We start from the raw sequence: 23,117 nt of genomic DNA on the forward strand, positions 1-23,117 counted from the left end.
GTCCAGTGGAGTGTGGGGCGGGTCCGCATACGTGCCAGGGTACGAAACCGTGCACGTCTCGTGCGTCGAGCCGATCTTCGGAGTCCGCCCCGCCCGTCGGCGGACCGGGGCGGGCGAGGCGGGGCCGGGAGGCGGTCTCCGAAGCTATGCCGCGTCCTGGTCGAGCAGGTAGCCGATCGCCTCGACGACGTCGTCGACGGTGTGGTGCGGCGTCACCAGGCCTTCGGGCCAGGGGCGGCCGGTGACCCAGATGGTGCGCAGCCCCGCGTCGTGGCCGCCCGCGATGTCGGTCTCCGGATTGTCGCCGGTCATCCAGTCACCGGGAGTGAGCTGTGTACCGCATCGCGCGGCGGCGAGTTCGAAGAGCCGAGGGTCGGGTTTGCGTATGTCGATGTCACCGGACGCCGCGATCCCGTCGATCAGGTCGGAGAGCCCGGTGGCGTGGATCTTGGCCCGCTGGATGTCGCTGGCGCCGTTCGTGGCGACACCGACGCTCCAGCCCGCCTGCTTCAGACGCTCCAGGCTGTCGAGAACGGCAGGGCGGCAGTGCACGGCGGCCGTCATGCGGTCGATGTAGACCCGCCACAGGTGGTCGGCGCTCTCGCTGACGGGAAACGCGGCGCGCAGCCGGTCGAAGTCACCGCGCTCGGCGTGGTCGGCCAGCTCGGTCAGCAGCCACTGTTCGATCTCCGGGCCGTAACCGTGGTCATGGCTCAGGGAGGTGATCGCATCGGCGAAGGCGCCGGTGCGATCGACCAGGGTGCCGTCCAGATCGAAGATCGCGAGTCTCACGATGATGGACCCTACTTGGCGACGTGCGTCACCGATACGGGTCTGCCCTGCTCGGGGTGGCTGTGCGGGCGGTGGCGCGCACCCCGTTCCGGGTGAAAGTTCCCTCAGGCCGCCTCACGGTCCAGTGCCGCGGTGGCGCGCTCGCGGGTGTCGGCGGCGGGCGCGATCAGGATGGCGGAGGCGACGAACACCAGCACCGCGACCATGGCCGTACGGAGCCCGTAGTGCTCCCCCAGGAAGCCGAGGGCCGGCGGGCCGACGAGGAAGGCGACGTAGCCGATGACGGCGACCAGGGAGACGCGTGCGGTCTGGTCGGGGCCCGAGTCGCCGGCGGCCGACAGGGCCACCGGGAAGCCGAGCGAGGCGCCGAGTCCCCAGAAGAGGACGGAGACCGCAGCGACGGCCGCGTTGTCGGAGAAGATCACCAGGACGAGTCCGAGGGCACCGGAGAGCGCACTCGCGCGCAGGACGGTGGCGCGCCCGTAGCGGACCAGGAAGAACGTGCCGCAGAAGCGCCCCAGTGTCATCGCGGCGGCGAACCCGACGAAGACCAGTGAGCCGGCTGTGGCGTCGAGACCGTGGCCGTCCACCATGAGCAGCGGGAGCCAGTCGTTGGCCGCTCCTTCGGCCAGGGCCATGGCCAGCACGATGGCGCCGATCAGGAGCAGTTTGCGGTCCTTCCAGACCTGCGGGCGCGCGGGCCCGGCCGGATCCGGTGCGCGGAGCCGGGTGCTGAGCCCGACGCCCGCCGGCAGGGCCCGTACCGCGTACAGCAGTATGGCGACGGCGGCGACCGTGACGACGGCGAGGTGCCAGTGGACGGGTGTCCCGGCGGCCGTGGCGGTCATGCCGGCGAGCCCGCCGACCACCGTGCCCAGGCTGAAGCAGCCGTGCATCGTGGGCAGCACGGGTGCGCCGGTGATGCGTTCGACGTCGGCGCCGTCCACGTTGACGGCCACCTCGCCCGAGCCCATGCCCGCGCCGAACAGGAACAGCCCGGCTGTGACCAGGGGCGCGGACGAGGCGGCGCTGCCGGCGCCGATGACGATCGTGGCCGAGATGATCAGAGCGGTGCCGAGGGTGATCACGGGGCGTGTGCCGAGGCGTTCCACGAAGCGGCCGGAGCACAGGATGCCGATCATGGATCCCACGGAGAGGCCGAACAGGATGAGCCCCATCTCCGCGGTGGAGACGTCGAGCCGGTCCCGCACGTCGGGAGTGCGCGTCACCCAGGACGACATGGCGATGCCCGGGAGGAAGAAGAAGAGGTACAGGGCCTGGCGGCGCCGACGCACGGCGGGGTCTGTCAAGAGGGGGCTCCGCGGGGGCTCGGAAGGAAGGGCGCGCAGGCGACGGGCCCCGCATCCAGCAGTTATGTACAAATCTACATAACTGCTGGGGCCGGAAGAAGAGGAGCCCGCTCACCCGGCGGACCGGACGGCGGGCCAGAGGTCACGGTCTACGGCAGGAGCGCGGTCCTCGCCCGTGTCGTGGCTGCCGGGCGGTCGTAGACGTGGTCCGGCGTGACGATCTCCGTGATCGCCCGTGCCAGCAAGGACGACGGCTCCTGGCCCTGGTACGTGATGTCCGTGTTGATCATGAGCACGAGGGTGGCCTTCTCCGACGGCAGGTAGACGGTCACGGTCTCGTAGCCCGGGATGGAGCCGTTGTGCCCGATCCAGCCGCCGCTCTCGAAGATCCCGAGGCCGTAGCTCAGGCCCGGGTGGCCGGTGGGGAGCATCCTGAGCCGCTGCGCCTGGGTCTGCGGCCGCAGCAGTGTTCCGGTGGCGACGACCCTCGCCCAGCGCCGCAGGTCGTGCAGGTCGGAGATCATGCCGCCGGCCGCCCAGGCCCAGCTGGGGTTCCAGTCCGTGCTGTCGGTGACCTCCCCGCTCAGCGTCTGGTTGGTGTAGCCGCGCGGGTGCGGTGCGGGGAACTCGGAGCGGTCCGGCAGAAACGTGTGGCGCAGGCGGCCGGGACGCAGCACCCGCTCGTCGAGGAAGTCGGTGAAGCGCTGCCCGCTGACCTTCTCGACCACGAGACCGAGCAGGATGAAGTTGGTGTTGGAGTACTGGAACCGAGTGCCGGGCGCGAAGGTGTTCCTGTGCTTGAAGCCGTACGCCAGCACCTGCTCCGGGGTGAAGGAACGCTGCGGGTCGCTCAGCAGGTCGTGCTGGAAGTCGGCGTCCTCGGTGTACGGGAAGAGACCGCTGCGCATCTCGGCGAGGTGGCGCAAGGTGATCCGGGACCCGTTGGGCACATGGCGGACGTAGCGGGAGATCGGGTCGTCGAGTCCGACCCGGCCGTCGTCCACGAGCCTGAGCAGCGCGGTGGCCGTGAAGGTCTTGGTCTCGCTGCCGATGCGGACGTTGACGTCGGTGCTCATCGGCTCGCCGGTGACCTTGTCGGCGACTCCGGTCGCGCGCACGTAGCTGCCCTTGCCCGGCATCCACAGACCGGCGACCACACCGGGAATGCCGGCCTGTCGGCGTACCTTCTCGATGGCCTGGTCCAGCCGCGCGGTCAGCGCACGGTCGAGTTCCTGCGAGGAGCAGTCGTCGTCGACGGAACGGTGGACTGCGTGGGCCGGCGCCGCGACGGCCGGGGTCGCGGCCACGGGAGCGGACACGGATACCGCGAGCAGCGCTGCGGCCATGGCACGTCGGGCGGGGATACGAGGTCTCATGTGTCTCGGTGCCTCTTCCGGCTCTGGGGACAAGGCAGCCACGTCACCATCCGTGAGGAGGACCCGGGCCCACCGCGTGACCGCCTGCGCCGGAGTCCACCCGTTCGGCGCGTCACCGGTCGCCCCGACGCACCAGGCGAGGAGGGCGCAGGCGCCGGAGCGCCGTCCGGTGCGGGAGCCCGTCTCGGGTGCCGTGAGAGTTCCCGTGCGAAGACGCGGCGCAGGCTCTCGTAGCTCGGGAAGCCGGCCAGCGCCGCCGCCCGGGTGGCGGTGTGGCCCTGGTCGAGGAACGACTTCGCGATGTCGAAGCGGATGGACTCGACGTAGCGGGCGGGCGTGGTGCCCAGCTCCTCCCGGAACAGCCTGGTGAGGTGGCGCGTACTGACGTTGAGCCGTCCTGCGAGCACGGCGAGGGAGGAGCCGCCGGCGGGATCCGCCGTGACCAGGTCGACGACCCTGCGTAGAGCGGGCGAGCGCGGCGGTGAGCCCCGCAGGGATGCCGAGACCTGTGACTGGCCGCCCGCGCGCTGCAGATGGACGACCAGGGAGCGGGCCACCTCCCGGCTGACGTCGGGGCCGTGGTCCTCCTCGACGGGCGCGAGCGCGAGGTCGATGCCGGCGGCGACGCCCGCCGAGGTGTACAGCACGCCGTCGCGCACGTAGAGGGCGTCCGGCTCGACACGGGCCTTCGGGTGCCGGCCGGCCAGGTCGCCGGCGATCTTCCAGTGGGTGGTTGCCTGTCTGCCGTCCAGGAGCCCCGTCGCTCCGAGGACAAACCTCTCCCCGACCTCGCCCAGCGTGTCCGGGACGGCCGACTGCGGGTCCGGGTGGGTGCGGTGCGTCCGCCGGCGGAGGCGGTCGACGTTTTCACCTCACGCCTGCGCGTCCCCGGCCGCACGATCATTCGCGTCGCGGAGAACTGACGGGGAGCCGACACCGGTCTCGCCGCTCGGGCCGTCGTGGCCATGTGCGGGGGAGGGGCGGCGGGGTCGCAGAGGGGCACGGCCCGTCCCTGAACGGGCCGTGCAGGCAGCAAGGGCCGTCGCCTGCTGGTCTGTTGACTTCCGTGCGCACGTCTCGGGAGTGGGTCGGTGCCCCTCGCTCCCCGATCCACGGCCGGGAACCTAGCCCTCCGCGACGATCCGGCGTGCCGCTTCCGTCTTCTCCCGGTGGGCTGTGACGAGCCTCCGCAAAGCCTCGGAGTTCTTGTCGATTTCCGCCTTCTGGAGGGCTGATTCGGCTTTGAACCAGATGTCGAGCAGGTCGGTTTTCTCCTTGCAGCGCACATCCGTGCGCGCGGTCTTTTTCTCCTTCGCGGAGATGTCCTCGCGCTGGAATTCCTTGTTGTTCGCCGGTTCGAGTGGAGACGTGTACTGGAATCCGGAATTCCGCATACAGGCGGACCAGTTCCGGAATGCCTCCTTCACCGGTGGAGCGGTCAGCGAATCCTTATAACTCTGCGTGGAGATGGTCCGGGCGATCTCCATCGCGTCCGTGGCGTCGTACTTCTTCGCCAGTTGCGCGACCGACTGGCCGAAGCAGCCGTTCCACGGAACTTCTCTGCCTTTGTAGACAACCTTTTCGGCACTGCCCGGTTCCGCGCCGCGGTTTCCGTAGAACACCCGCAGCGCGTCCTCGGGAAGGTCGGGGCCGGCCGGCAGGGGGCCGAGGTCGGGGTGGTAGCCGAGACGTGCCGCCTCGCTCGCGCTGGACAGGCCGTAACGGCGATCGGCGGACGGGGAGGACTCGGCCTCCCGCTTCGGCGGCTCGTACGTGATCCCGTACGTGCGCAGGCAGCGTTTGGTCAGGACCTGCTGCGCGGACTCGATCACGGCGGTCTCGTCAGCGGTGTAGCTGTAGCGGGCAATGGGCAGCCGGTCGACAAAGGTGACCTGCGGTTTTGCCGCGGTGCTGCCCGAGGGGACGGGAGTTCGGGCGGACCCGGCCGGGGCGCCGCCCGTGCTCGGACCGCTCCCGGAGGAGCAGCCGAGCAGGGCGGCGGCCAGGGCCAGGCAGGTGAGTGCCAGGCGACGCACGCGGATCAGAACTTGTAGCAGGTGTTGTCGGCGCGGCCGTACCCGAAGGAGGCGTTGTTGTTGTAGGTGTTCTTCAGCTGGTACGCCGACCCGAACTCCGGGAGGGAGTCGCAGGCGCCCTGGAGGTTGCTGTTGAAGTAGATCACCAGGTTGTAGGGGGCCATGTTGACCGCGGAGGCCGCGTTGTTCTTGACCGGCAGGCCCTTTCCGGCACCGTCACCGAGGAACGTGTAGCCGTTCAGGCTGTAGTGGTCGAAACCGCGGAACACGGTACGGGAACCGGCAAAACCGGTGTTGTAGTTGAACCGCATGCAGTAGGTCTGGCTATCGGGACAGGTGAGTCCGGCGTCGGCATTCGACTGCGGAGCCACTCCGAGAACCAGCCCCGCGGTGGCGGTTGCGGTCACACCGAGGGAAGCGAACGTCCGGCTCAAACGCATGACAAATCTCCCGTGTTGGTCAATCACGACGGAGCGGCGCCTCAATTCCTCGCCGCGTGAGCCGGATGATCGTAACAACCTCTGATCCGCCGGGGAATTGGGAATTGCTGCTGTGCCACTTGCTGACCGAGGATATTAGGGACTATGTCGGCCGATGTCCGTGTCTCGCTTTTTCGTCCATGCCACGCTCCTCGGCACGGCGAGCGAAGGGTGGACGGGCGATCTCCGGCAACTGGCTTCTGTATGGCCCGCGTTGGGCGTGTCGGCGGCGACGGCCAGGCCGTGGCCGGGGAGCCTGGAAGCATGACCGACCCGACACAGGACCCCCGCTTCCTCCAGGACCCGTATCCCGTCTTGGCGGCCATGCGCGCCAGATGCCCTGTGCAGCCCCTGCCCACGGAGTCGGGCGCTCGCCCCGCCCATCTGGTCACCGGCTACGCGGAAGGCAGACAGGCTCTTGCCGACCCTCGGCTCTCCAAGACACGGCCGCCTTCTTCGCCGGGAAGGAGTCCCGGCGTCGTCTGCATCCCGCGGTGGCGCACACCATGCTGGCCGGCGATCCGCCCCGGCACACCCGGCTGCGGAAGCTGGTGACCAAGGCGTTCACGGCCGGTGCCGTCGCGCGGCTGCGGCCGTTCATCGCGCGGGTGACCGAGGAACTGCTGGACCGGTGGCCGGTCGGCGAACGGTTCGACTTCGTGTCGACCCTCGCCGTGCCACTGCCGGTCATCGTGATCTGCCGGCTGCTCGGAGTGCCGTCGAAGGACCGGCCCGACGTCCGGCGCTGGTCCGGGGAGTTGTTCGCGGCGGGCAGGCCCGACGTCATCGACGCGGCCTCGCACGCCCTGGCCGACTACATGACGGGGCTCGTCGCAGCCAAGCGCCAGGACCCCGGCGACAGCCTTCTCGACCGCCTCATCTCGGCTCGCGACGGAGCGGACCGGCTGAGCGAGGAGGAACTGGTCTCCCTGGCGGTACTGCTGCTCGTCGCCGGGCACGAGACCACCACCAACTTCCTCGGCAACGCCGTACTGGCACTGCTGCAACGGCCTGCCGCACTGGATCGTCTTCGCGGCAATCCGGACGACATCCCGACCGTACTCGACGAGTTGCTCCGGTTCGATTCCCCCGTCAGTACGGCCACCTTCCGCTACACGACGGAGGTGATCACGCTGGCCGGTGTCGACATCCCGCCCGGGGTCCCGGTCCTGGTCGCCCTCGGGGCGGCCAACCGCGACCCCCTGCGCTTCCCGGCACCGGACCTGCTCGACCTGGACCGGGATGCCACCGGCCACCTCGGCTTCGGGCACGGCATCCACCGCTGCGTCGGCGCGTCCCTGGCCATGACCGAGGCGGAGATCGCCCTGCGGGCGGTGCTGACCCGGTTCCCCGGCATCCGACTCGCGGTGCCGGCCGAGCAGTTGGACTGGCGGCGCACACGTCTCGTTCGCGGGCTGTCGGCGCTTCCCGTCACCGTCTAGCCCGCTCCGGGTACAGAGTGCGCTGGAGCCATGTCCGTGCCCGCCCGGCGAGCAGGTGGCCCGCCCGGCGAGCAGGTGGTCGGTCGGTGTGAGATTCCGCGGAGTGGCCGCCGCCCCGCCGAAGGCCGTTTGCCGGAACGGCAACTTCGCGTGCGGATCGGCGCGGGGCCGAGCACCATCGACAGCGCGCCCCAGCGGGACGGGGCGGCACAGTATGAGGAGCAACGGGAGGCATCCGGTGTCAGGACACCATGAGCACGGCGAGCAGGCGGCCACGGAGATGTTCGAGCCGGCGGCCTGGGACGAGCGGTACGCGGGGCAGGAGCGGTTCTGGAGCGGTGAGCCCAATCCGCAGCTCGTCACCACCGTCGACGGGCTCACCCCCGGCACGGCGCTCGACGTGGGCTGCGGGGAGGGCGGCGACGTGGTCTGGCTGGCCGGGCAGGGCTGGCGGGTGACCGGCGCCGACTTCTCCGCCGAGGGCCTGGTCCGGGCCGCCCGCCACGCCGAACAGGCCGGCGTGGCGGACCGTGTCGACTGGTGGCAGGTGGACGCCCGGGCCTTCGAGGCCGGCGACCGCTCCTACGACCTGGTCACCAGCCACTATCTGCACGCACCGGACGGCGGCATGGTGGAGGTGACCCGCCGCCTGGCCGCGGCCGTGGCTCCGGGCGGCCTGCTCCTGGTGGTCGGGCACGCGCCGTCCCCGGAGTTCACGCACCTGTCCGAGAGCCACCGCAAGGCGATGTTCCTGGCGGAGGAACTGCTTCCCGGCCTGCCGGACGGCTTCGAGCCCGTCGTCGTCGAGCAGCGCACGCGGACGCTCAAGCGGGACTCCGGCCCGGTCGAGGCCGAGGACTCGGTCCTGCTGGCCCGTCGCACGGAGCGCTGAACACCCGCGGAGACAGCGCGACGCGGACCGGGTCAGCGGACACGGATGAAGAGCACGTCGTAACTGCTGTTCGTGGCCCGGTTCTTGACGTAGACGCCGTCGCTGCCGCCGTTGGGGTCGGTCGTGTTGCCCTCGACGGTGGTGAAGGACGACCCGGACACCGTGCGCACGATGCCTATGTGCTCGTGGCCGCCGGTGAAGTCGTTACCGCCGTCCCAGTCGAAGGCCACGATGTCGCCCGGCTGCGGACTGGTGGTCACGGAGAGGTGGTAGTTGCCGGCCCGCGCCTGGTTGACCCAGCCCGAGACATAGGAGTTGCGGTAGGAGCTGGCTCCGGTCTGCTTGGCCACCCAGCTCACGAAGGCCGCGCACCAGGCGTAGTTGCTGGTGGACAGCGAAAGGCCCACGGCCGAGCCGTAGCTGTTCGCGCGGGCGCTGCCCTCGACCGTGCCGACCTCGGCCGCCGCCACGTCGAGGATCTTCGCGTAGCCGCCCCCGGGCGGAGGCGACGAGGGCGGGGTGACCGCGCCGTACAGGGCGGACTTGGTGTTCGGACCCACATGGCCGTCGACCGAGAGGCCCTTCTCGGCCTGGAAGTCCCTGACCGCACTGTCGGTCATCGGACCGAAGTCACCGTCGACGGCGAGGTCGGCGCCATGGTGGTTGAGCAGGCTCTGCAACTCGGTGACACAGCCGCTGCGTTGCCCCTGCACGATCTCGTTCGGGCAGGAGGCGGAGTTGAGGTTGACCGGCGCGGGCGCGCCGTTGCCGCCGCCACCGCCGATGTTGGAGTACAGGGCGGCCTTGGTGTTCGGTCCGACCTGGCCGTCGGCGGAGAGACCGCTCGCGGACTGGAACGCCTTCACGGCCGCGAGCGTCTGCGGGCCGAAGCTGCCGTCCACGGCGAGGCTCTGCCCCTTGCCGTTCAGCAGGGACTGGAGCGTGGCGACACAACCGCCGCTCTGCCCCTCGACGATGTTCTCCGGGCACGACGCCGACCTCAGGTCCAGGCCCGTCGACGGTGACTCGTCGGTGTCGTACAGCGCCCGCTTGGTGTTGGTGCCGACCTGCCCGTCGGCCGTGAGACCGTGCGCGGACTGGAAGCTGCGGACGGCACTCGCGGTCCCGGCGCCGAAGTCGCCGTCCACGTCGACCGCGTACCCGTGATGGGTGAGCAGCCGCTGGAGTTCGGTGACGCAGCCGCCCTTGGCGCCCTGGACGATGTTCGCCGGGCAGGCGGAGGAATTGAGGTTGACGGGAGCGGGGGCCGAGCCGCCGGTCGTGTACAGCTTGGTCTTGGTCGCGGGGCCCACCCGTCCGTCCACCGCGATCGCGGTGGCGGCCTGGTACGCACGGACCGCGTAGAGGGTGGCCGACCCGAACTGGCCGTCCACCACCAGACCGGCGCCGTGCGCGTTGAGCAGGTTCTGCAACTCCGTGACACAGCCGCTGGACTGGCCCTGCAGGATCTCGTTGGGGCAGGACGCGGACGTCAGCCGGATCGGGGCCGGTGCCGCCGACGCGGGGCCGGCCCCGAGGACGATGCCGGCCGAGACCATCGCCGCGGTGGCGGCGAAGGCGCCGACTCGGAGCCGCCAGCCCGGCCCGGTGCGGGGTGCGCGGCGCCGGCTGCCCGGTCCCGCGGTCCGAGACCTCGACCCGGATCACCTTGTTGTCGCAGGAGATCCCCAGCTGGTCCGGGCCCTCCGCATGGAGACACGCGTTCGTCACCAGCTCGGACACGACCAGCAGCACGTCCTCCGTCACCGCGCGCCGGTCCGCGGACGCCGCCGGCAGCCACCCCCACGCCTGCAACGCCTGCCGGGTGAAGTCGCGCGCGAGCGGGACGACCCCGCTCTCCCCCTCGAAGCTCAGCCGACGGAACTGCCGTCCCGTCGGCACCTCGGCTTCGCCGCCAGGCTCCACGCTGGGCTCCGGGTCACGGTCGCCCGGCGAGTAGGGCCGGGTGGTGCTCATCAGCGCTTCACCTCACCGATTCACCGGTTCACGATTCAAAACGTCGCTGCATGGTCGCTCACCGAACAGTCAGTACGGATGTCTCCTGCCCGGGCGGACCGGTAGAACACCCCTCCATTCGGGACGTATGTCCACCAGAAGAGGTGTGACACCCGATGGACACCGGCCGAAGGAGACGAACGGGGTACGAAAGAGGCCACCGGGGCCGTCACCCGACCCGCCGCCTCAGTCGCCGGACTCGCCGGCCAGGGCCTCCTCCAGCGTGTCGTGCACGCTGAAGACCGCGTCGGCCCCCGTGATCTCGAAGACGCGCGCCACGACGGGCAGCATCCCGGCGAGATGTACGCCACCCCCCGCCGCCTCGGCCTTCAGCCGTGCCCCCAGCAGCACATTCAGTCCGGTGGAGTCACAGAACTCCAGCCGTGTGCAGTCGACGACAAGCCGGCTCTTTCCCTTGGCGAGGCACTCCTCGAGTGGCTCACGCAACAAATCGGCCGTGTGGTGATCCAACTCACCTGCTGGAGTCACAACGGCACTGGAGCCCTCTTGCCGCACCTCAACCAGAAGCCGGCCAGACTGTGCGCTGCCGACCGTCCCGCGGTCCATGCCGTCTCTCTCTCCCGACGTCGTGGCTGCTGATGACGCCCTCGAACACTACGCCTTCTCCACACCCTCCGACACCCGAACAATCACACACAAACGGACATAGCCGCACAGAACACACTTGCGGTCCTGTCGGGAAACCGGGTAGGGCTAGTAGAGACACGAACTCGACACGGCCGGCTTTGGAGGCGCCGCACACCGCAGTGCACGAACTGGCTTCGGCAGCCTTATGCCGAGAACGATGGAGGACATCATGTCACCCCGGCTCGACGCCTCGCATACCCATCAGGCGACGTCGACATCCCCCCCGGAACATCTGAATCCCATCGAGCAGGACAGCGAAGGCGATGTGCTCGCCGGGCTTCCGGACATCCCGCCCTTCGAAGAGGTGGGGGCCGTCGACGCGCGTGCCCTCTCCAAGACCCTCTTCGCACGGCTGGAGTCGCTGGAGGAAGGCACGCACGAGTACTCGTACGTCCGCAACACGCTCGTCGAACTGAACCTCGCCCTGGTCAAGTTCGCCGCCTCCCGCTTCCGCTCCCGCAGTGAGCCGATGGAGGACATCATCCAGGTCGGCACCATCGGCCTGATCAAGGCGATCGACCGCTTCGAGCTCAGCCGGGGTGTGGAGTTCCCCACCTTCGCGATGCCAACCATCGTTGGCGAGATCAAGCGCTTCTTCCGCGACACGTCCTGGTCGGTGCGGGTTCCGCGCCGCCTCCAGGAGCTCCGGCTCGACCTGGCCAAGGCCGGCGACGAACTGGCCCAGAAGCTCGACCGCGCCCCCACCGTGGCCGAGCTCGCCGAGCGCCTCGGGCTGTCGAAGGAGGAGGTCGTCGAAGGCATGGCGGCGTCCAACGCGTACACCGCCTCCTCGCTGGACGCCCAGCCGGAGGAGGACGACTCCGAGGGCGCGCTGGCCGACCGGATCGGTTACGAGGACCACGGTCTCGAAGGCATCGAGTACGTGGAGTCCCTGAAGCCGCTGATCGCCGAACTTCCCTCCCGGGACCGTCAGATCCTCTCGCTGCGCTTCGTCGCGGGCATGACCCAGTCGGAGATCGGCGACGAGCTCGGGATCTCGCAGATGCATGTCTCGCGACTGCTGTCGCGCACTCTCGTACGGCTGCGCAAGGGCCTGACCGTCGAGGAGTGACGCGTCGGCACCACTGACTTGCGCGTGTGCCCGGTGTCCCCCAGGGACACCGGGCACCGTGCGTCCTCGGCACCTCACCTCAGCAGGCCCCGGCCTCGTCGGCCGGGGCCTCCTGCGGTTCAGACGACGCGTACGCCGTGCCGCCACACCCCGCTGACCAGCGGTACTCCCGGCCGGTAGGCCAGGTGCACGTGGCTGGGGGCGTCCAGCAGGATCAGGTCGGCGCGGGTCCCCGGAGCCAGCCGGCCGATGTCGTCGCGGCGGAGGGCGGCCGCGCCGCCCGCCGTGGCCGACCAGACCGCCTCGTCGGGGGTCATCCGCATGTCACGGACCGCGAGGGCGACGCAGAAGGGGACCGAGGAGGTGAAGGAGGAGCCCGGGTTGCAGTCCGTGGACAGGGCGACGGTGACGCCCGCGTCCAGGAGGCGGCGGGCGTCCGGCCACTCGGCACGGGTGGAGAACTCGGCGCCGGGGAGGAGGGTGGCGACCGTGCGGCTGTTCGCCAGGGCGTCCACGTCGTCGTCGGTGAGGTGGGTGCAGTGGTCGGCGCTGGCCGCGTCCAGCTCGACGGCCAGCTGCACGCCGGGGCCGTAGGTGAGCTGGTTGGCGTGGACGCGGGGGTGCAGGCCCTTCGCCCGGCCGGCGGTGAGGATGGCGCGGGCCTGGTCGCCGTCGAAGGCGCCCTTCTCGCAGAAGACGTCGATCCAACGGGCGTACGGGGCGCAGGCGTCGAGCATCTCGCCGGTGACCAGGGAGACGTAGCCCGCCGGGTCGTCGGCGTAGTCCGGGGAGACGATGTGGGCGCCGAGGTAGGTGACCTCGTCGGTGTGGGCGGCGGCGATGCGCAGCGCCCTCGCCTCGTCCTCGACGGTCAGGCCGTAGCCGGACTTGGTCTCGAAGGTCGTGGTGCCCTGGCGCAGGGCCTCGGCGAGGTGGCGGACGAGGTTGCGTTCGAGGTCCTCGTCGCTCGCCGCCCGGGTCGCGGCGACCGTCGTGCGGATGCCGCCCGCGCTGTAGGGCCGGCCGGACATCCGGGCGTTGAACTCCTGGGTGCGGTCGCCCGCGAACAGGAGGTGGCTGTGGGAGTCGACGAAGCCGGGCAGGACCGCCCGGCCGCCCGCGTCGACCCGATTGTCAGTGGCGGGTGCTTTGCTTTGATCACCGGTCCACACGACGCGGTCGCCCTCGATGGCGACGGCCGCGTCCTGGATCAGTCCGAGGGGGGATCCTCCCCCACTCTCGAATTTGCTCGAGCGGGGGGACCCCCATCCGGAGGAGGGGTCGTTGGTGACCAGGGCGGCGATGTTGGTGATGAGCGTGCTTGCGGTGCTCGCGGAGTGGGCGGGGCTGACGGTCGTCGCGTTGCTCATGGCGTCCTCGCTGGCCTGGTCGGCGGTGGGGGCGGGTTCCCTGTCCGGGTTCGCGGAGTTCATCCGTGCAGTGCGGCGACGGCGTCCGCGAGGGCTTTCGGCACGTCCGGCACCAGCGCGTGGACCCCGTCGCGCACGACGTGCCGTCCCCCCACCACCGTGTGCGACACGTCTGCTGCCGACGCAGCGAATACGGCCGTCTCGGCCCCGAGCCGCGGAGGCGGCCCTGCCGTCCTGACCGAGTCGAGCCTGATGGTGGTGAAGTCGGCGAGCGCGCCGGGCCGCAGGGCGCCCGCACCGTCCCAGCCGAGGGCCGCGTGGCCGTCGGCCGAGGCCGCCCGCAGGAGGGCCGCCGCCGTCCAGTGACCGCGGGTGCGGGTGCGCAGGCGCTCGTCGAGCTCCATCGCACGGGCCTCTTCGAGCAGGTCGATGACGGCGTGGCTGTCGGAGCCGAGACAGAGCGGTGAGCCCGCGCCCTGGAGGGCCGCGGCGGGTCCGATGCCGTCGGCGAGGTCCCGCTCGGTCGTCGGGCACATGCAGGTGCCGGTGCCGCTGCCGCCGATCAGGGCGATGTCCTCGTCGGTGAGGTGGGTGTTGTGGACGCCGGTGGTGCGCGGCCCGAGGACCCCGTGGTCGGCCAGCAGCCGGGTCGGCGTGCACCCGTGGGCCTCGCGGCAGGCGTCGTTCTCGGCGGTCTGCTCGGACAGGTGGACGTGGAGCGGGGCCCGCCGCTCCCCGGCCCAGCGCGCCACGGTCGCCAACTGGTCGGCGGGCACGGCCCGTACGGAGTGGATCGCCGCACCGATCCTCGCGTGATCCCGGTCCTTGAGAACTGAACAGCGTTCGGCCCAGGCGTCCGCGCTGCCGTCGGAGAAGCGGAGCTGGTGGGTGGTGGGCGGCTGTCCGAAGCCGGAGGAGAGATAGGCGGTGTCGAGGAGGGTGATGCGGATGCCGGCGTCGGCGGCGGCCTCGATCAGCGCCTCTCCCATGGCGTTGGGGTCGGCGTAGGGGGTGCCGCCGGGGGCGTGGTGCAGGTAGTGGAACTCCCCGACCGCCGTCACACCCGCCAGCGCCATCTCCGCGTACGCGGCACGGGCGAGGTCGCGGTAGCTGTCCGGGGTGAGCCGGCCGGCGGTGGCGTACATGACCTCGCGCCAGGTCCAGAAGGTCCCGGAGCCGACCTGGACGGTGGAGCGCAGGGCCCGGTGGAAGGCGTGCGAGTGGGCGTTCGCCAGGCCCGGCAGGGTCAGTCCGCGCAGGATCTCGGCGCCGGGGGGTGGGGTGGCGATCCCGGTGCGGACGGCGGTGACGCGGCCGTTCGCCTCAGCGGCGGAGCTGGTCGACACCGTCAGTGCCACGCCCGGCTCGACATGGGTGCCGAGCCAGGCGTGCTCCAGCCAGTAGGTCTTCGCTGTCACCTGCAGGCCAGCCCTTCCAGTACGTCGGCGAGCGCGAGGACTCCGGCCACGCAGTCGTCCTCGGCGGCGAACTCGGCCGGGGAGTGCGAGACGCCGGTGGGGTTGCGCACGAACAGCATGGCGGTCGGGATGTGTCCGGAGAGGATCCCGGCGTCGTGTCCGGCTCCGGTTCCCAGGACGGGCACCTTCAGGTCGGTGCGGGTGCCCAGGATGCGGGCGAGTTCGTCGCGCAGGGCGTGGTCGAACTCGACGACGGGGGTGAAGGACTCCCGGACCACGTCGAGGTCGATGCCGTGCGCCCGCGCGTACTGTCCGGCCGCCTTCTCGATGCCGCCGACCACCTGGTCGAGGCTGTCCTGGCCGGCGGCGCGGGAGTCGAGCCAGCCGCGCACCAGGGAGGGGATGGCGTTGACGCCGTTCGGCTCGACGGCGATCTTCCCGAAGGTGGCGACGGCACCGGCGAGTTCGGCCTCCCGGCGGGCCGCGAGCACGGTCTCGGCGTACGACAGCATGGGGTCGCGCCGGTCGGCCAGACGGGTGGTGCCGGCGTGGTTGGCCTCGCCGCGGAAGTCGAAGCGCCAGCGGCCGTGGGGCCAGATGGCACTGGCGATGCCGACCCGGTCGCCGGAGAGGTCCAGCGCCCGGCCCTGCTCGACGTGCAGTTCGACGAAGGCGCCGATGCGGGCGAGCCGCTCGGGGTCGGCGCCGATGCCGTCGGGGTCGTGACCGGCGGCCTCCATGGCCCGCGGGAGCGTGACGCCGTCCCCGTCGGTCAGCCGGTGCGCCTGCTCGACGGTCAGCTGCCCCGCGGTGAGCCGGGATCCCACGCAGGCGAGCCCGAAGCGGGCGCCCTCCTCGTCACCGAAGTTGACGATGGCGAGCGGCCTGGTGAACTCGGCCCGCCGCGAGCGGAGTTCGTCGAGTGCGGCGAAGGAGGACACGACGCCGAGGGGGCCGTCGAAGGCGCCCCCGTCGGGCACGGAGTCGAGGTGCGAGCCGGTGACGACCGCGTCCCCGGTCGCGGGGTCCCCGAGCCAGGCCCACTGGTTGCCGTTCCGGTCGACCTCGTAGCTCAGTCCGCGGGCCCGGGCCTGCTCCCTGAACCAGGCGCGGCACTCGGTGTCGGGCCCGGTCCAGGCGAACCGCCGGTAGCCCCGGGAGTCGGGGTGCCGGCCGATGGTGAGCAGCTCGCGCCACATGGAGTGGAAGGAGTCGCCGGTCACGGGCCGGGCCGGCGCCGAGGAGTTCCCGCGATCCGTCACGCCGAGTCACCCTCGCGCATCGGGATCCGCACGCCCCGCTCGTCGGCGACCGACTCCGCGATGTCGTAGCCGGCGTCCACGTGCCGGATGACGCCCATGCCGGGGTCGTTGGTGAGCACGCGCCGGACCTTCTCGCCGCCCAGTTTCGTGCCGTCGGCCACCGTCACCTGCCCGGCGTGGATGGAGCGGCCCATGCCCACGCCGCCGCCGTGGTGGAGGGAGACCCAGGAGGCGCCCGAGGCGACGTTGACCATGGCGTTCAGCAGCGGCCAGTCGGCGATCGCGTCGGATCCGTCGAGCATGGCCTCGGTCTCGCGGTACGGGGAGGCGACGGACCCGGCGTCCAGGTGGTCGCGTCCGATCGCCAGCGGTGCCGCCAGCTCCCCGCTCGCCACCATGTCGTTGAAGCGCTCACCGGCCTTGTCGCGCTCGCCGTAGCCGAGCCAGCAGATGCGCGCGGGCAGGCCCTGGAAGTGGACGCGCTCCCCGGCCATCCGGATCCAGCGGGCCAGGGACTCGTTCTCGGGGAACAGGTCCAGGATCGCCTTGTCGGTCTTGGCGATGTCGGAGGCCTCACCGGACAGCGCGGCCCAGCGGAAGGGGCCCTTGCCCTCGCAGAACAGCGGCCGGATGTAGGCGGGGACGAAGCCGGGGAAGGCGAACGCCCGCTCGTAGCCGGCGAGCCGGGCCTCGCCGCGGATCGAGTTGCCGTAGTCGAAGACCTCGGCACCGGCGTCCATGAAGCCGACCATGGCCTCGACGTGCCGGGCCATGGACTCGCGGGCCCGGGTGGTGAAGCCGGCCGGGTCCTTGGCGGCCGCGTCGGCCATGTCCTCGAAGTCCACGCCCACGGGCAGATACGCCAGCGGGTCGTGCGCCGAGGTCTGGTCGGTGACGATGTCGACGGGCGCGCCCATCTCCAGGAGCTGCGGGACCAGTTCGGCCGCGTTGCCGAGGACGCCGATGGACAGGGGACGTCGGGCGTCCCGGGCCTCGGTGGCGAGCTGGAGGGCGTGGTCGAGGGAGTCGGCGCGCACGTCCAGGTAGCGGTGCTCGATGCGCCGCTCGATGGCACGCGGGTCGCAGTCGACGCAGATCGCGACGCCGTCGTTCATGGTGACGGCGAGGGGCTGGGCGCCGCCCATGCCGCCGAGGCCCGCGGTGAGGGTGATCGTCCCGGCGAGGGTGCCGCCGAACTTCTTCGCGGCGACGGCGGCGAAGGTCTCGTAGGTGCCCTGGAGGATGCCCTGGGTGCCGATGTAGATCCAGGAACCGGCGGTCATCTGCCCGTACATGGTCAGGCCGAGGGCCTCCAGACGGCGGAACTCCTCCCAGTTGGCCCAGTCGCCGACGAGGTTGGAGTTGGCGATCAGGACGCGCGGGGCCCATTCATGGGTCTGCATGACTCCGACGGGGCGGCCGGACTGGACCAGCATGGTCTCGTCCTGCTTGAGGGTGCGCAGGGTGCGGACCATGGCGTCGAAGGAGCGCCAGTCCCGCGCGGCCTTGCCGGTGCCGCCGTAGACGACGAGCTTGTCGGGGTGCTCGGCGACCTCGGGGTCCAGGTTGTTCTGCAGCATCCGCAGGGCGGCCTCCTGCTGCCATCCCAGGGCGCTCAGTTCCGTACCGCGCGGCGCTCGGACGGGGCGGGGTCCTGACATGGTCTGCCTCCTGGGACTCTGCTCTGGAGTGTTGCTGCCGATATTCACATCCTGGCTCCATGAATAGAACTAGTCAATACGTTCTCGCGTCAGCATCGGTAGGACAGAGGTGTTTCGGGACAGGGATGGACCGGCTGGACATCCGCAGCGCGCGTGACGAGCAGGACGGGGACGTGATGGACGAGTACGGCACCACCGGCGAAGGGCGGGCCGCCCGCCGGGACGAGGCGGTGCGGGCGGCCGTGGAGCAGGGCCTGCTGGGGCCGGACTCCCCCATCGTCGGGCTGCTCGACGTCGCCGGCGTCCGGGAGTCGGCGGCGGAGCTCCGCGCGGCCTTCGACGAGGTCACCGCGCCGGGCACGCCGGTGCTGCACGCGTTCGCGGTCAAGGCGACCCCGCTGGTGCCGGTGCTGCGGCTGCTGCACGAGGAGGGCATCGGCGCGGAGGTGGCGAGCCCTGGCGAGCTCGCGCTGGCGCGGGCGGCGGGCGTCCCGCCGACCAGGACGGTCCTGGACTCGCCCGCCAAGACGGCGGCCGAGCTCAGGGAGGCGCTGGCGCTGGGGATCGCCGTCAACGCCGACAACCCGCAGGAGCTGGACCGGCTCGACGGCCTCATGCGGTCGGCCGTCAGCCGGTCCCCGCTCGGCATCCGGGTCAACCCCCAGGTCGGCGGCGGCACCATCGGGGCGACCTCGACGGCCACGGCGACCTCGAAGTTCGGGGTGGCACTGCGGGACGAGGGGGCGCGCGAGTGGGTCGTGCGCGCCTGTCTCGACCGGCCGTGGCTCTCCCGGCTGCACGCGCACACCGGCTCGCAGGGCATCCCGCTGTCCCTGATGACCCAGGGGATCGCGGAGACGTACGCGCTCGCCGAGGAGATCAACCGGCGGATCGGGCGGCCGCAGATCGACACCATCGACATCGGCGGCGGGCTGCCGGTGAACTTCGCCTCGGACGCGACGACGCCGACGTACGGCGCGTACGCGCGGGCGCTCCGGGAGGCGGTGCCGGGGCTGGTCGACGGGCGGTACGGGCTGGTCACCGAGTTCGGCCGGTCGCTGCTGGCCAAGCACGGCACGATCGTGGCGCGGGTGGAGTACGCCAAGAGCGCGGGCGGCCGGCCGGTCGCGGTGACGCACGCGGGCGTGCAGGTGGCGACGCGGACGGTGTACGCGCCGGGGTCGTGGCCGCTGAGGATCGCGGCGTACGACGGCAAGGGGCGGCCCAAGAGCGGGCCCGAGGTGGTGCAGGACGTGGCGGGGCCCGCCTGCTTCTCGGGCGACCTGCTGGCCGAGGGGCGCGCGCTGCCGCTGCTGGACCAGGGGGACTACGCGGCGGCGCTGGACACGGGCGCGTACTACTTCGCGCACCACTACGCCTACAACTCGCTGGCCCGGCCGGGCATCTACGGCTTCGTCGCCGAGCCGGCCGCGGGTGTCCGGTTCGCGACCGTGCGGGATCCGCAGACGCTCCCCTCGATCGTGGCCGAATCCGGCGGGGCGCACGCCGGTGCGCTCACCACCCTGCACGCATCCGGGAGCCGTTGACGGGCGCCGGTGATTCCGTTGATCAATGGGCCCGTGAACAAGGCAAGTTGACCCACTCTAGCCGCTTGAAGCATGTTCCACCGGAAAATGCCAGATCCCTCACCCCGGGCGCACACGTTGCGTAGTTTCGGCGTCACTCAGCCGAACCCCAGGCGGGAGGGGAGCCACGGTGCAGGGAATCGACGAGTGCCTGCTGGAAGCCATGCGGCTGCCGGGTGCGCGGGGGGCCGCGCTGGTCGACTGGACGAGCGGGCTGGCCCTGGGCGCCGTCGGGGAATTCCCCGGCGGTGACCAGGAGGCGGCCGCCGCCGAGGCCGCCGAGCTCGCCCGGCTCGCCGCCGAGCAGCGCGCCTTCGCCTCCGAGGACTCCGGGGCGGCCGGACCCGCCGACCTCCTCGGCGGCTCCGCGGCGGAACCCGCCGCGGAGGGCACCGAACCGCCGGTCGAGGACCTCATCCTCAGCAACCGGGACAGCTACCACGTCCTGCGCTTCGTGCCGACGTCCTTCGACAGCAGCGTCTTCCTGCACCTCGCCGACGGCAAGGTGGTGCACGCCGAGAGCCCGGCCGCCCCCGGCGCCGACGTCCTGCTCGCCGCCCACGGCACGCTGGACGCCGACGTCTGGCGCCAGGCCCTGGCCGAGAGCATCGCGAGCGCGGGCGGCGCCGGCACCGGGGCCCGCCGGCTGACCGGCGCCGAGGTGGTGCACCGGGCGGGCCGCCGGCTGGTCGCGGACGGGCTGCTCACCCCGGGCGCCCTGGAGATGTGCCGGCTGACCGCGCTGTACGACGCCGCGTACTTCGCGCTCGCCCCGAGCAGCACCCCGGGCCGCTTCCGCTACAGCTCCGAGGACGGTCCCGACGGGGCGTCCGACGGGCCCCCGGAACCCGACGGCACCCCCGGTGTCCCGCACCCCGTCCCGGTCGCCGACCTGGAGCGCGAGACCCTGCGCCGCCGGGACCTGCTGCACCACATCTGGCCGGACGCCCTGCCGGACGAGCTGCCGCTGACCCGGGAGCACCGCCCCGCGTCACCGCCGCTGCCGGCCCGGCGGCAGGCGGTGCTGGCCCGCGTGGACGGCATCCGCACGGCGTCGGAGATCGCCCGCGAACTGGGCCGTCCCGCCTTCCACACCCTGGTGGACGTACGCCGGCTGGTGGCGGCCGGAGTGGTCTCGCCCCGCCCGCCGGTGTCCTTCGCCGAGCCTCTGCCCGGACCGCCGGGCGACGGTCCCCTGATCGAGCCGGTCGATCCCCACATCACGTTGCTGAAGAGGCTCAGGGATGCGCTGGAGGCCCTTTGAGCGGCAGCGGATCCGCGCCGAGAGGAGAGACCTGATGGCAGCAGCTCAGGACGCGATCCTGGAGGAGCTGCGCCGGCTCAGAGCCCGGGTGCCGCAGCTCACCGGCGCCCTCGCGGCCGACGTCGACGGTCTCGTCCTGGCCCAGGACACCCCGGGCGTCGATCCGGAGACCGTGGCCGCGCTGACCGCGGCCACCCGGGCGCTCGCCGCCCAGCTGGCCGACGGGACCGGCCAGGGCGACCTGCGCGAACTGCTCGTACGGGGCGTCTACGGCTACGTCGCCACGTACACGGCGGGCACCGGGGCCGTCGTCACGCTGCTCGCCCAGGACCGGGTCAACGTCGGCCGCCTCCATCTGGAGGGCCGTCGGGCGGGCGCCCGGATCGCGGAACTCGTCGACAGCACGGCCGCCGAGCCCACCGAAGCCCTCACGAAGGCGCCCGCGAAGCCCGCTCCGGCCCGTGCCAGAGCGGCCCGCACGTCCCGGGCCAAGCCCGCGGACACCCGCGCCGCGGCCACCGCACCGACGGCGGCCCGCACCACCACCGAAAGTTAGCTAACCGAGGAGACACAGTCATGGCCAACACCGAAACCGCGCTGAAGGAGGCCCTCGCCTCCATCGAGGGCGCGACCGGCGTCGCGCTCGTCGACTACACCAGCGGCATGGCGCTCGGCACCATGGGCGGCAGCAAGGGCTTCGACCTGAACGTGGCCGCCGCCGGCAACACCGACGTGGTCCGCGCGAAGATCCGCACCATGGAGCACCTCGGCCTCAAGGGCCAGATCGAGGACATCCTGATCACCCTGTCCGACCAGTACCACCTGATCCGCCTGATCGCCGGACGCGGTGGCAACGGTCTCTTCCTCTACCTGGTCCTGGACGGCAAGCGCTCCAACCTCGCGATGGCCCGCCACCAGCTGCGGCAGATCGAGAACGACCTGGAGGTGTGACCCGGGAGCACCTGACCTAGACGAGTGCCGCGGTGCGGCGGCGCGCTCCTCCCGGGGCCGCGTCGCCCGCCGCGATCCCCGTGCTGCGGTACGCCTTGACCTCCTTGCCGGCCGGGCGGCCGCCGTTCGGGGCGAGCCAGTCGACCCGCACCCACAGCAGCGCGTCCCCGTCCCGCTCGCGCCGCCCGAGCCAGGCGGCCTTGAGCCTGAGGCCCGTACCGCACCCGGCGAGCAGCAGGCCGCCCGCGACGGGCACGGCGAAGTTGCAGCCCAGCGCGGCCAGCCAGGCCAGCAGCAGCCACCAGCGGTGCCCGCGGCGCCAGACGCGCACACTGACCGCGCGGTCCTGGAGCACGTCGTGCCGCCCCGCGCGGACGGCCGCCCGCGCGAGCGCCGTGTACCGCTTGCGGCGGCCGTACGACACCGCGGCGACCGCCACGATGAACAGCGCCGCGCCCGCCATCACCCCGATCCGGCGTCCGGTCAGCCCCGGTACCAGCAGCCCGACCGCCGCCGCGGACACGCCGAGCCACCACAGGGGTGCGGCCCCGGCGCGCACGACGACGGCCACCCGGGCCAGCCCCTGAGCCCTGCGATCTGCGTGTGCCACGTCCCGCCTCCTCGTCGTCCTGGCACAGTCCTGCCGGTCGGGGAGGGTAGCGAGCGAACGTGAGACGAGTCTGAAAAAACGCCCTACTCGACGAAGAGTCCGCGCGCCGCGGCCCGCGCGTCGAACTCCTCCAGGCGGGCCTGGGCGTCCGGCAGGTCGTCGCACATCGCCTCCAGCAACACCCGGCCGAGCAGCATCGGCGCACAGGCGGTGTCGAAGGCGAGGCCGGTGCCGACGGCGGCGGGCAGCAGCAGGTCGGAGACCTTGGCGACCGGGGCGAAGGCGGAGTCGGCGACGGTGACGACGCTCAGGCCCGCTTCCTTGGCGTAGGCGAGGCTGTCCACGACCTCACGCGGGTGCCGGGGCAGCGCGAAGCACAGCAGGGTCGAGGCGCCGGCGCGGACGGCGTCGTCGATCCGGTCGTGGATCATCGTGCCGCCCTCGTTGAGCAGCCGTACGTCCGGATGGACCTTGGCGGCGAAGTAGGCGAAGCCGTACGCCTGCGAGGCGGCGGCCCGCAGCCCGAGCACCGGCAGGGGCCGGGAGGCGGCGAGGAGCCGGCCGGCCCTGCGCACCGGGCGCGGGTCGGCGAGGATCTCCGCCAGGAGCCTGAGGTTCTCGATCTCGGCCTCGACGGCCTGCTGGTACTCGTTGTACGACGCGGAGGCCGCGGCCTGTTCGGCGGGCGCGACCTCGCGCAGGTGCCGGCGCAGGGCGGGGTAGCCGTCGAAGCCGAGGGCGACGGCGAAGCGGGTGACGGAGGGCTGGCTGACCCCGGCCAGTTCGGCCAGCTCCACGCTGGACAGGAACGGCACGTCGGAGGCGCGCCGCACCATGCTGTGCGCGATGCGCCGCTGGGTCGGGGTGAGCCGGTGCCCCTCGAACAGTGCCTGCAGCCGTCCCGCGGGCGTGTCCGCCACCCCCGCCGCACC

The 23,117-nt window shown here is 71.8% G+C and carries 19 protein-coding genes and 4 pseudogenes; 8 read left to right on the forward strand and 15 right to left on the reverse strand.

What is annotated here, in order from left to right:
* Positions 1-144: 144 nt before the first annotated feature.
* From EHS43_RS11535 to EHS43_RS11550, 4 genes and pseudogenes are all read right to left on the reverse strand, one after another.
* A complete protein-coding gene (locus EHS43_RS11535) occupies positions 145-792 on the reverse strand; it encodes an HAD family hydrolase (protein ID WP_125190446.1) in 648 nt (215 codons plus the stop codon).
* Between the two features lie 104 nt (positions 793-896).
* Positions 897-2,102: an MFS transporter gene (locus EHS43_RS11540; RefSeq protein ID WP_125190447.1), complete on the reverse strand. Its 1,206-nt coding sequence runs from the start codon at positions 2,100-2,102 to the stop codon at positions 897-899.
* A gap of 149 nt (positions 2,103-2,251) precedes the next feature.
* On the reverse strand, positions 2,252-3,478 hold the full coding sequence (locus tag EHS43_RS11545) for a serine hydrolase (RefSeq protein WP_125190448.1): 1,227 nt from the start codon (positions 3,476-3,478) through the stop codon (positions 2,252-2,254).
* Positions 3,479-3,672: 194 nt separating this feature from the next.
* Positions 3,673-4,254, reverse strand: a pseudogene (locus tag EHS43_RS11550) (GlxA family transcriptional regulator); the annotation flags it as partial.
* A 3-nt stretch (positions 4,255-4,257) separates the two neighbouring features.
* Here EHS43_RS11550 and EHS43_RS47605 point away from each other — a divergent pair.
* Positions 4,258-4,401 (forward strand): annotated as a pseudogene (locus tag EHS43_RS47605) (NADP-dependent oxidoreductase); the annotation flags it as partial.
* A gap of 201 nt (positions 4,402-4,602) precedes the next feature.
* Here EHS43_RS47605 and EHS43_RS11560 read toward each other — a convergent pair.
* Complete coding sequence (locus tag EHS43_RS11560) at positions 4,603-5,310, reverse strand: hypothetical protein (protein WP_125190449.1); 708 nt, start codon at positions 5,308-5,310, stop codon at positions 4,603-4,605.
* Positions 5,311-5,519: 209 nt separating this feature from the next.
* Complete coding sequence (locus EHS43_RS11565; protein WP_125190450.1) at positions 5,520-5,921, reverse strand: hypothetical protein; 402 nt, start codon at positions 5,919-5,921, stop codon at positions 5,520-5,522.
* 336 nt (positions 5,922-6,257) lie between these two features.
* On the opposite strand from EHS43_RS11565, the pseudogene EHS43_RS11570 reads away from it, so the two are divergent.
* Both EHS43_RS11570 and EHS43_RS11575 read left to right on the forward strand, forming a co-directional pair.
* A pseudogene (locus EHS43_RS11570) lies at positions 6,258-7,435 on the forward strand (cytochrome P450).
* Between the two features lie 238 nt (positions 7,436-7,673).
* Positions 7,674-8,327 carry a bifunctional 2-polyprenyl-6-hydroxyphenol methylase/3-demethylubiquinol 3-O-methyltransferase UbiG gene (locus tag EHS43_RS11575; protein ID WP_125190451.1) on the forward strand — a complete coding sequence of 218 codons (654 nt, stop codon included), beginning with the start codon at positions 7,674-7,676 and terminating at the stop codon, positions 8,325-8,327.
* Positions 8,328-8,359: 32 nt separating this feature from the next.
* Here EHS43_RS11575 and EHS43_RS11580 read toward each other — a convergent pair whose 3' ends face one another.
* The 3 genes and pseudogenes from EHS43_RS11580 to EHS43_RS11590 form a co-directional block, all read right to left on the reverse strand.
* Entirely contained in the window at positions 8,360-9,886 is a 1,527-nt protein-coding gene (locus EHS43_RS11580) for a peptidoglycan-binding protein (RefSeq protein ID WP_125190452.1), read from the reverse strand.
* A 40-nt stretch (positions 9,887-9,926) separates the two neighbouring features.
* A pseudogene (locus EHS43_RS11585) lies at positions 9,927-10,304 on the reverse strand (ATP-binding protein); the annotation flags it as partial.
* Between the two features lie 225 nt (positions 10,305-10,529).
* Complete coding sequence (locus EHS43_RS11590; protein WP_037711225.1) at positions 10,530-10,910, reverse strand: STAS domain-containing protein; 381 nt, start codon at positions 10,908-10,910, stop codon at positions 10,530-10,532.
* Positions 10,911-11,160: 250 nt separating this feature from the next.
* On the opposite strand from EHS43_RS11590, the gene EHS43_RS11595 reads away from it, so the two are divergent.
* On the forward strand, positions 11,161-12,063 hold the full coding sequence (locus EHS43_RS11595; RefSeq protein ID WP_107064245.1) for an RNA polymerase sigma factor SigF: 903 nt from the start codon (positions 11,161-11,163) through the stop codon (positions 12,061-12,063).
* A 119-nt stretch (positions 12,064-12,182) separates the two neighbouring features.
* On the opposite strand, the gene hutI is transcribed toward EHS43_RS11595, so the two are convergent.
* Genes hutI through hutU form a run of 4 tightly spaced genes read right to left on the reverse strand, consistent with a single transcriptional unit; the run spans position 12,183 to position 17,774 of the window.
* Positions 12,183-13,496: an imidazolonepropionase gene (gene hutI, locus EHS43_RS11600; RefSeq protein WP_125190453.1), complete on the reverse strand. Its 1,314-nt coding sequence runs from the start codon at positions 13,494-13,496 to the stop codon at positions 12,183-12,185.
* Positions 13,493-14,851, reverse strand: a complete 1,359-nt coding sequence (locus tag EHS43_RS11605) for a formimidoylglutamate deiminase (protein WP_125190454.1) — start codon at positions 14,849-14,851, stop codon at positions 13,493-13,495. The genes hutI and EHS43_RS11605 overlap by 4 nt, the downstream gene beginning before the upstream one ends.
* Positions 14,848-16,050 (reverse strand): allantoate amidohydrolase, encoded by a 1,203-nt coding sequence (locus EHS43_RS11610; protein ID WP_185806212.1) that lies wholly within the window; start codon positions 16,048-16,050, stop codon positions 14,848-14,850. Before EHS43_RS11610 ends, EHS43_RS11605 begins: the two co-directional genes overlap by 4 nt.
* 59 nt (positions 16,051-16,109) lie before the next feature.
* Positions 16,110-17,774: a urocanate hydratase gene (hutU, locus tag EHS43_RS11615; RefSeq protein WP_125190456.1), complete on the reverse strand. Its 1,665-nt coding sequence runs from the start codon at positions 17,772-17,774 to the stop codon at positions 16,110-16,112.
* Between the two features lie 176 nt (positions 17,775-17,950).
* Here hutU and EHS43_RS11620 point away from each other — a divergent pair, with 176 nt between their 5' ends.
* From EHS43_RS11620 to EHS43_RS11635, 4 genes are all read left to right on the forward strand, one after another.
* Complete coding sequence (locus EHS43_RS11620; RefSeq protein ID WP_125190460.1) at positions 17,951-19,321, forward strand: diaminopimelate decarboxylase; 1,371 nt, start codon at positions 17,951-17,953, stop codon at positions 19,319-19,321.
* 169 nt (positions 19,322-19,490) lie between these two features.
* On the forward strand, positions 19,491-20,624 hold the full coding sequence (locus EHS43_RS11625; protein ID WP_125190457.1) for a hypothetical protein: 1,134 nt from the start codon (positions 19,491-19,493) through the stop codon (positions 20,622-20,624).
* A 34-nt stretch (positions 20,625-20,658) separates the two neighbouring features.
* Positions 20,659-21,180, forward strand: coding sequence for a roadblock/LC7 domain-containing protein (locus tag EHS43_RS11630; protein ID WP_125190458.1), 522 nt, complete (start codon positions 20,659-20,661; stop codon positions 21,178-21,180).
* Between the two features lie 20 nt (positions 21,181-21,200).
* Positions 21,201-21,575, forward strand: a complete 375-nt coding sequence (locus EHS43_RS11635; protein ID WP_125190459.1) for a hypothetical protein — start codon at positions 21,201-21,203, stop codon at positions 21,573-21,575.
* Between the two features lie 16 nt (positions 21,576-21,591).
* Here the strand turns inward: EHS43_RS11635 and EHS43_RS11640 are convergent, their stop codons facing one another.
* Both EHS43_RS11640 and EHS43_RS11645 read right to left on the reverse strand, forming a co-directional pair.
* On the reverse strand, positions 21,592-22,185 hold the full coding sequence (locus tag EHS43_RS11640) for a hypothetical protein (protein ID WP_260470478.1): 594 nt from the start codon (positions 22,183-22,185) through the stop codon (positions 21,592-21,594).
* Positions 22,186-22,268: 83 nt separating this feature from the next.
* Positions 22,269-23,117, reverse strand: an 849-nt coding sequence (locus EHS43_RS11645) for a MurR/RpiR family transcriptional regulator (protein WP_260470479.1), incomplete at its 5' end; no start/stop codon positions are given.

It is taken from the genome of Streptomyces sp. RP5T, from assembly GCF_003933965.1.
Classification (GTDB): Bacteria; Actinomycetota; Actinomycetes; order Streptomycetales; family Streptomycetaceae; genus Streptomyces.

Bases quoted from the DNA above. Each gene is read 5' to 3' on its own strand.
- EHS43_RS11545 (WP_125190448.1), bottom strand. From the start codon at position 3,478: ATGAGACCTCGTATCCCCGCCCGACGTGCCATGGCCGCAGCGCTGCTC.
- EHS43_RS11580 (WP_125190452.1), bottom strand. From the start codon at position 9,886: ATGGTCTCGGCCGGCATCGTCCTCGGGGCCGGCCCCGCGTCGGCGGCA.
- EHS43_RS11590 (WP_037711225.1), bottom strand. From the start codon at position 10,910: ATGGACCGCGGGACGGTCGGCAGCGCACAGTCTGGCCGGCTTCTGGTT.
- EHS43_RS11595 (WP_107064245.1), top strand. From the start codon at position 11,161: ATGTCACCCCGGCTCGACGCCTCGCATACCCATCAGGCGACGTCGACA.
- hutI (WP_125190453.1), bottom strand. From the start codon at position 13,496: ATGAACTCCGCGAACCCGGACAGGGAACCCGCCCCCACCGCCGACCAG.
- EHS43_RS11610 (WP_185806212.1), bottom strand. From the start codon at position 16,050: ATGTGGCGCGAGCTGCTCACCATCGGCCGGCACCCCGACTCCCGGGGC.
- hutU (WP_125190456.1), bottom strand. From the start codon at position 17,774: ATGTCAGGACCCCGCCCCGTCCGAGCGCCGCGCGGTACGGAACTGAGC.
- EHS43_RS11620 (WP_125190460.1), top strand. From the start codon at position 17,951: ATGGACGAGTACGGCACCACCGGCGAAGGGCGGGCCGCCCGCCGGGAC.
- EHS43_RS11630 (WP_125190458.1), top strand. From the start codon at position 20,659: ATGGCAGCAGCTCAGGACGCGATCCTGGAGGAGCTGCGCCGGCTCAGA.
- EHS43_RS11635 (WP_125190459.1), top strand. From the start codon at position 21,201: ATGGCCAACACCGAAACCGCGCTGAAGGAGGCCCTCGCCTCCATCGAG.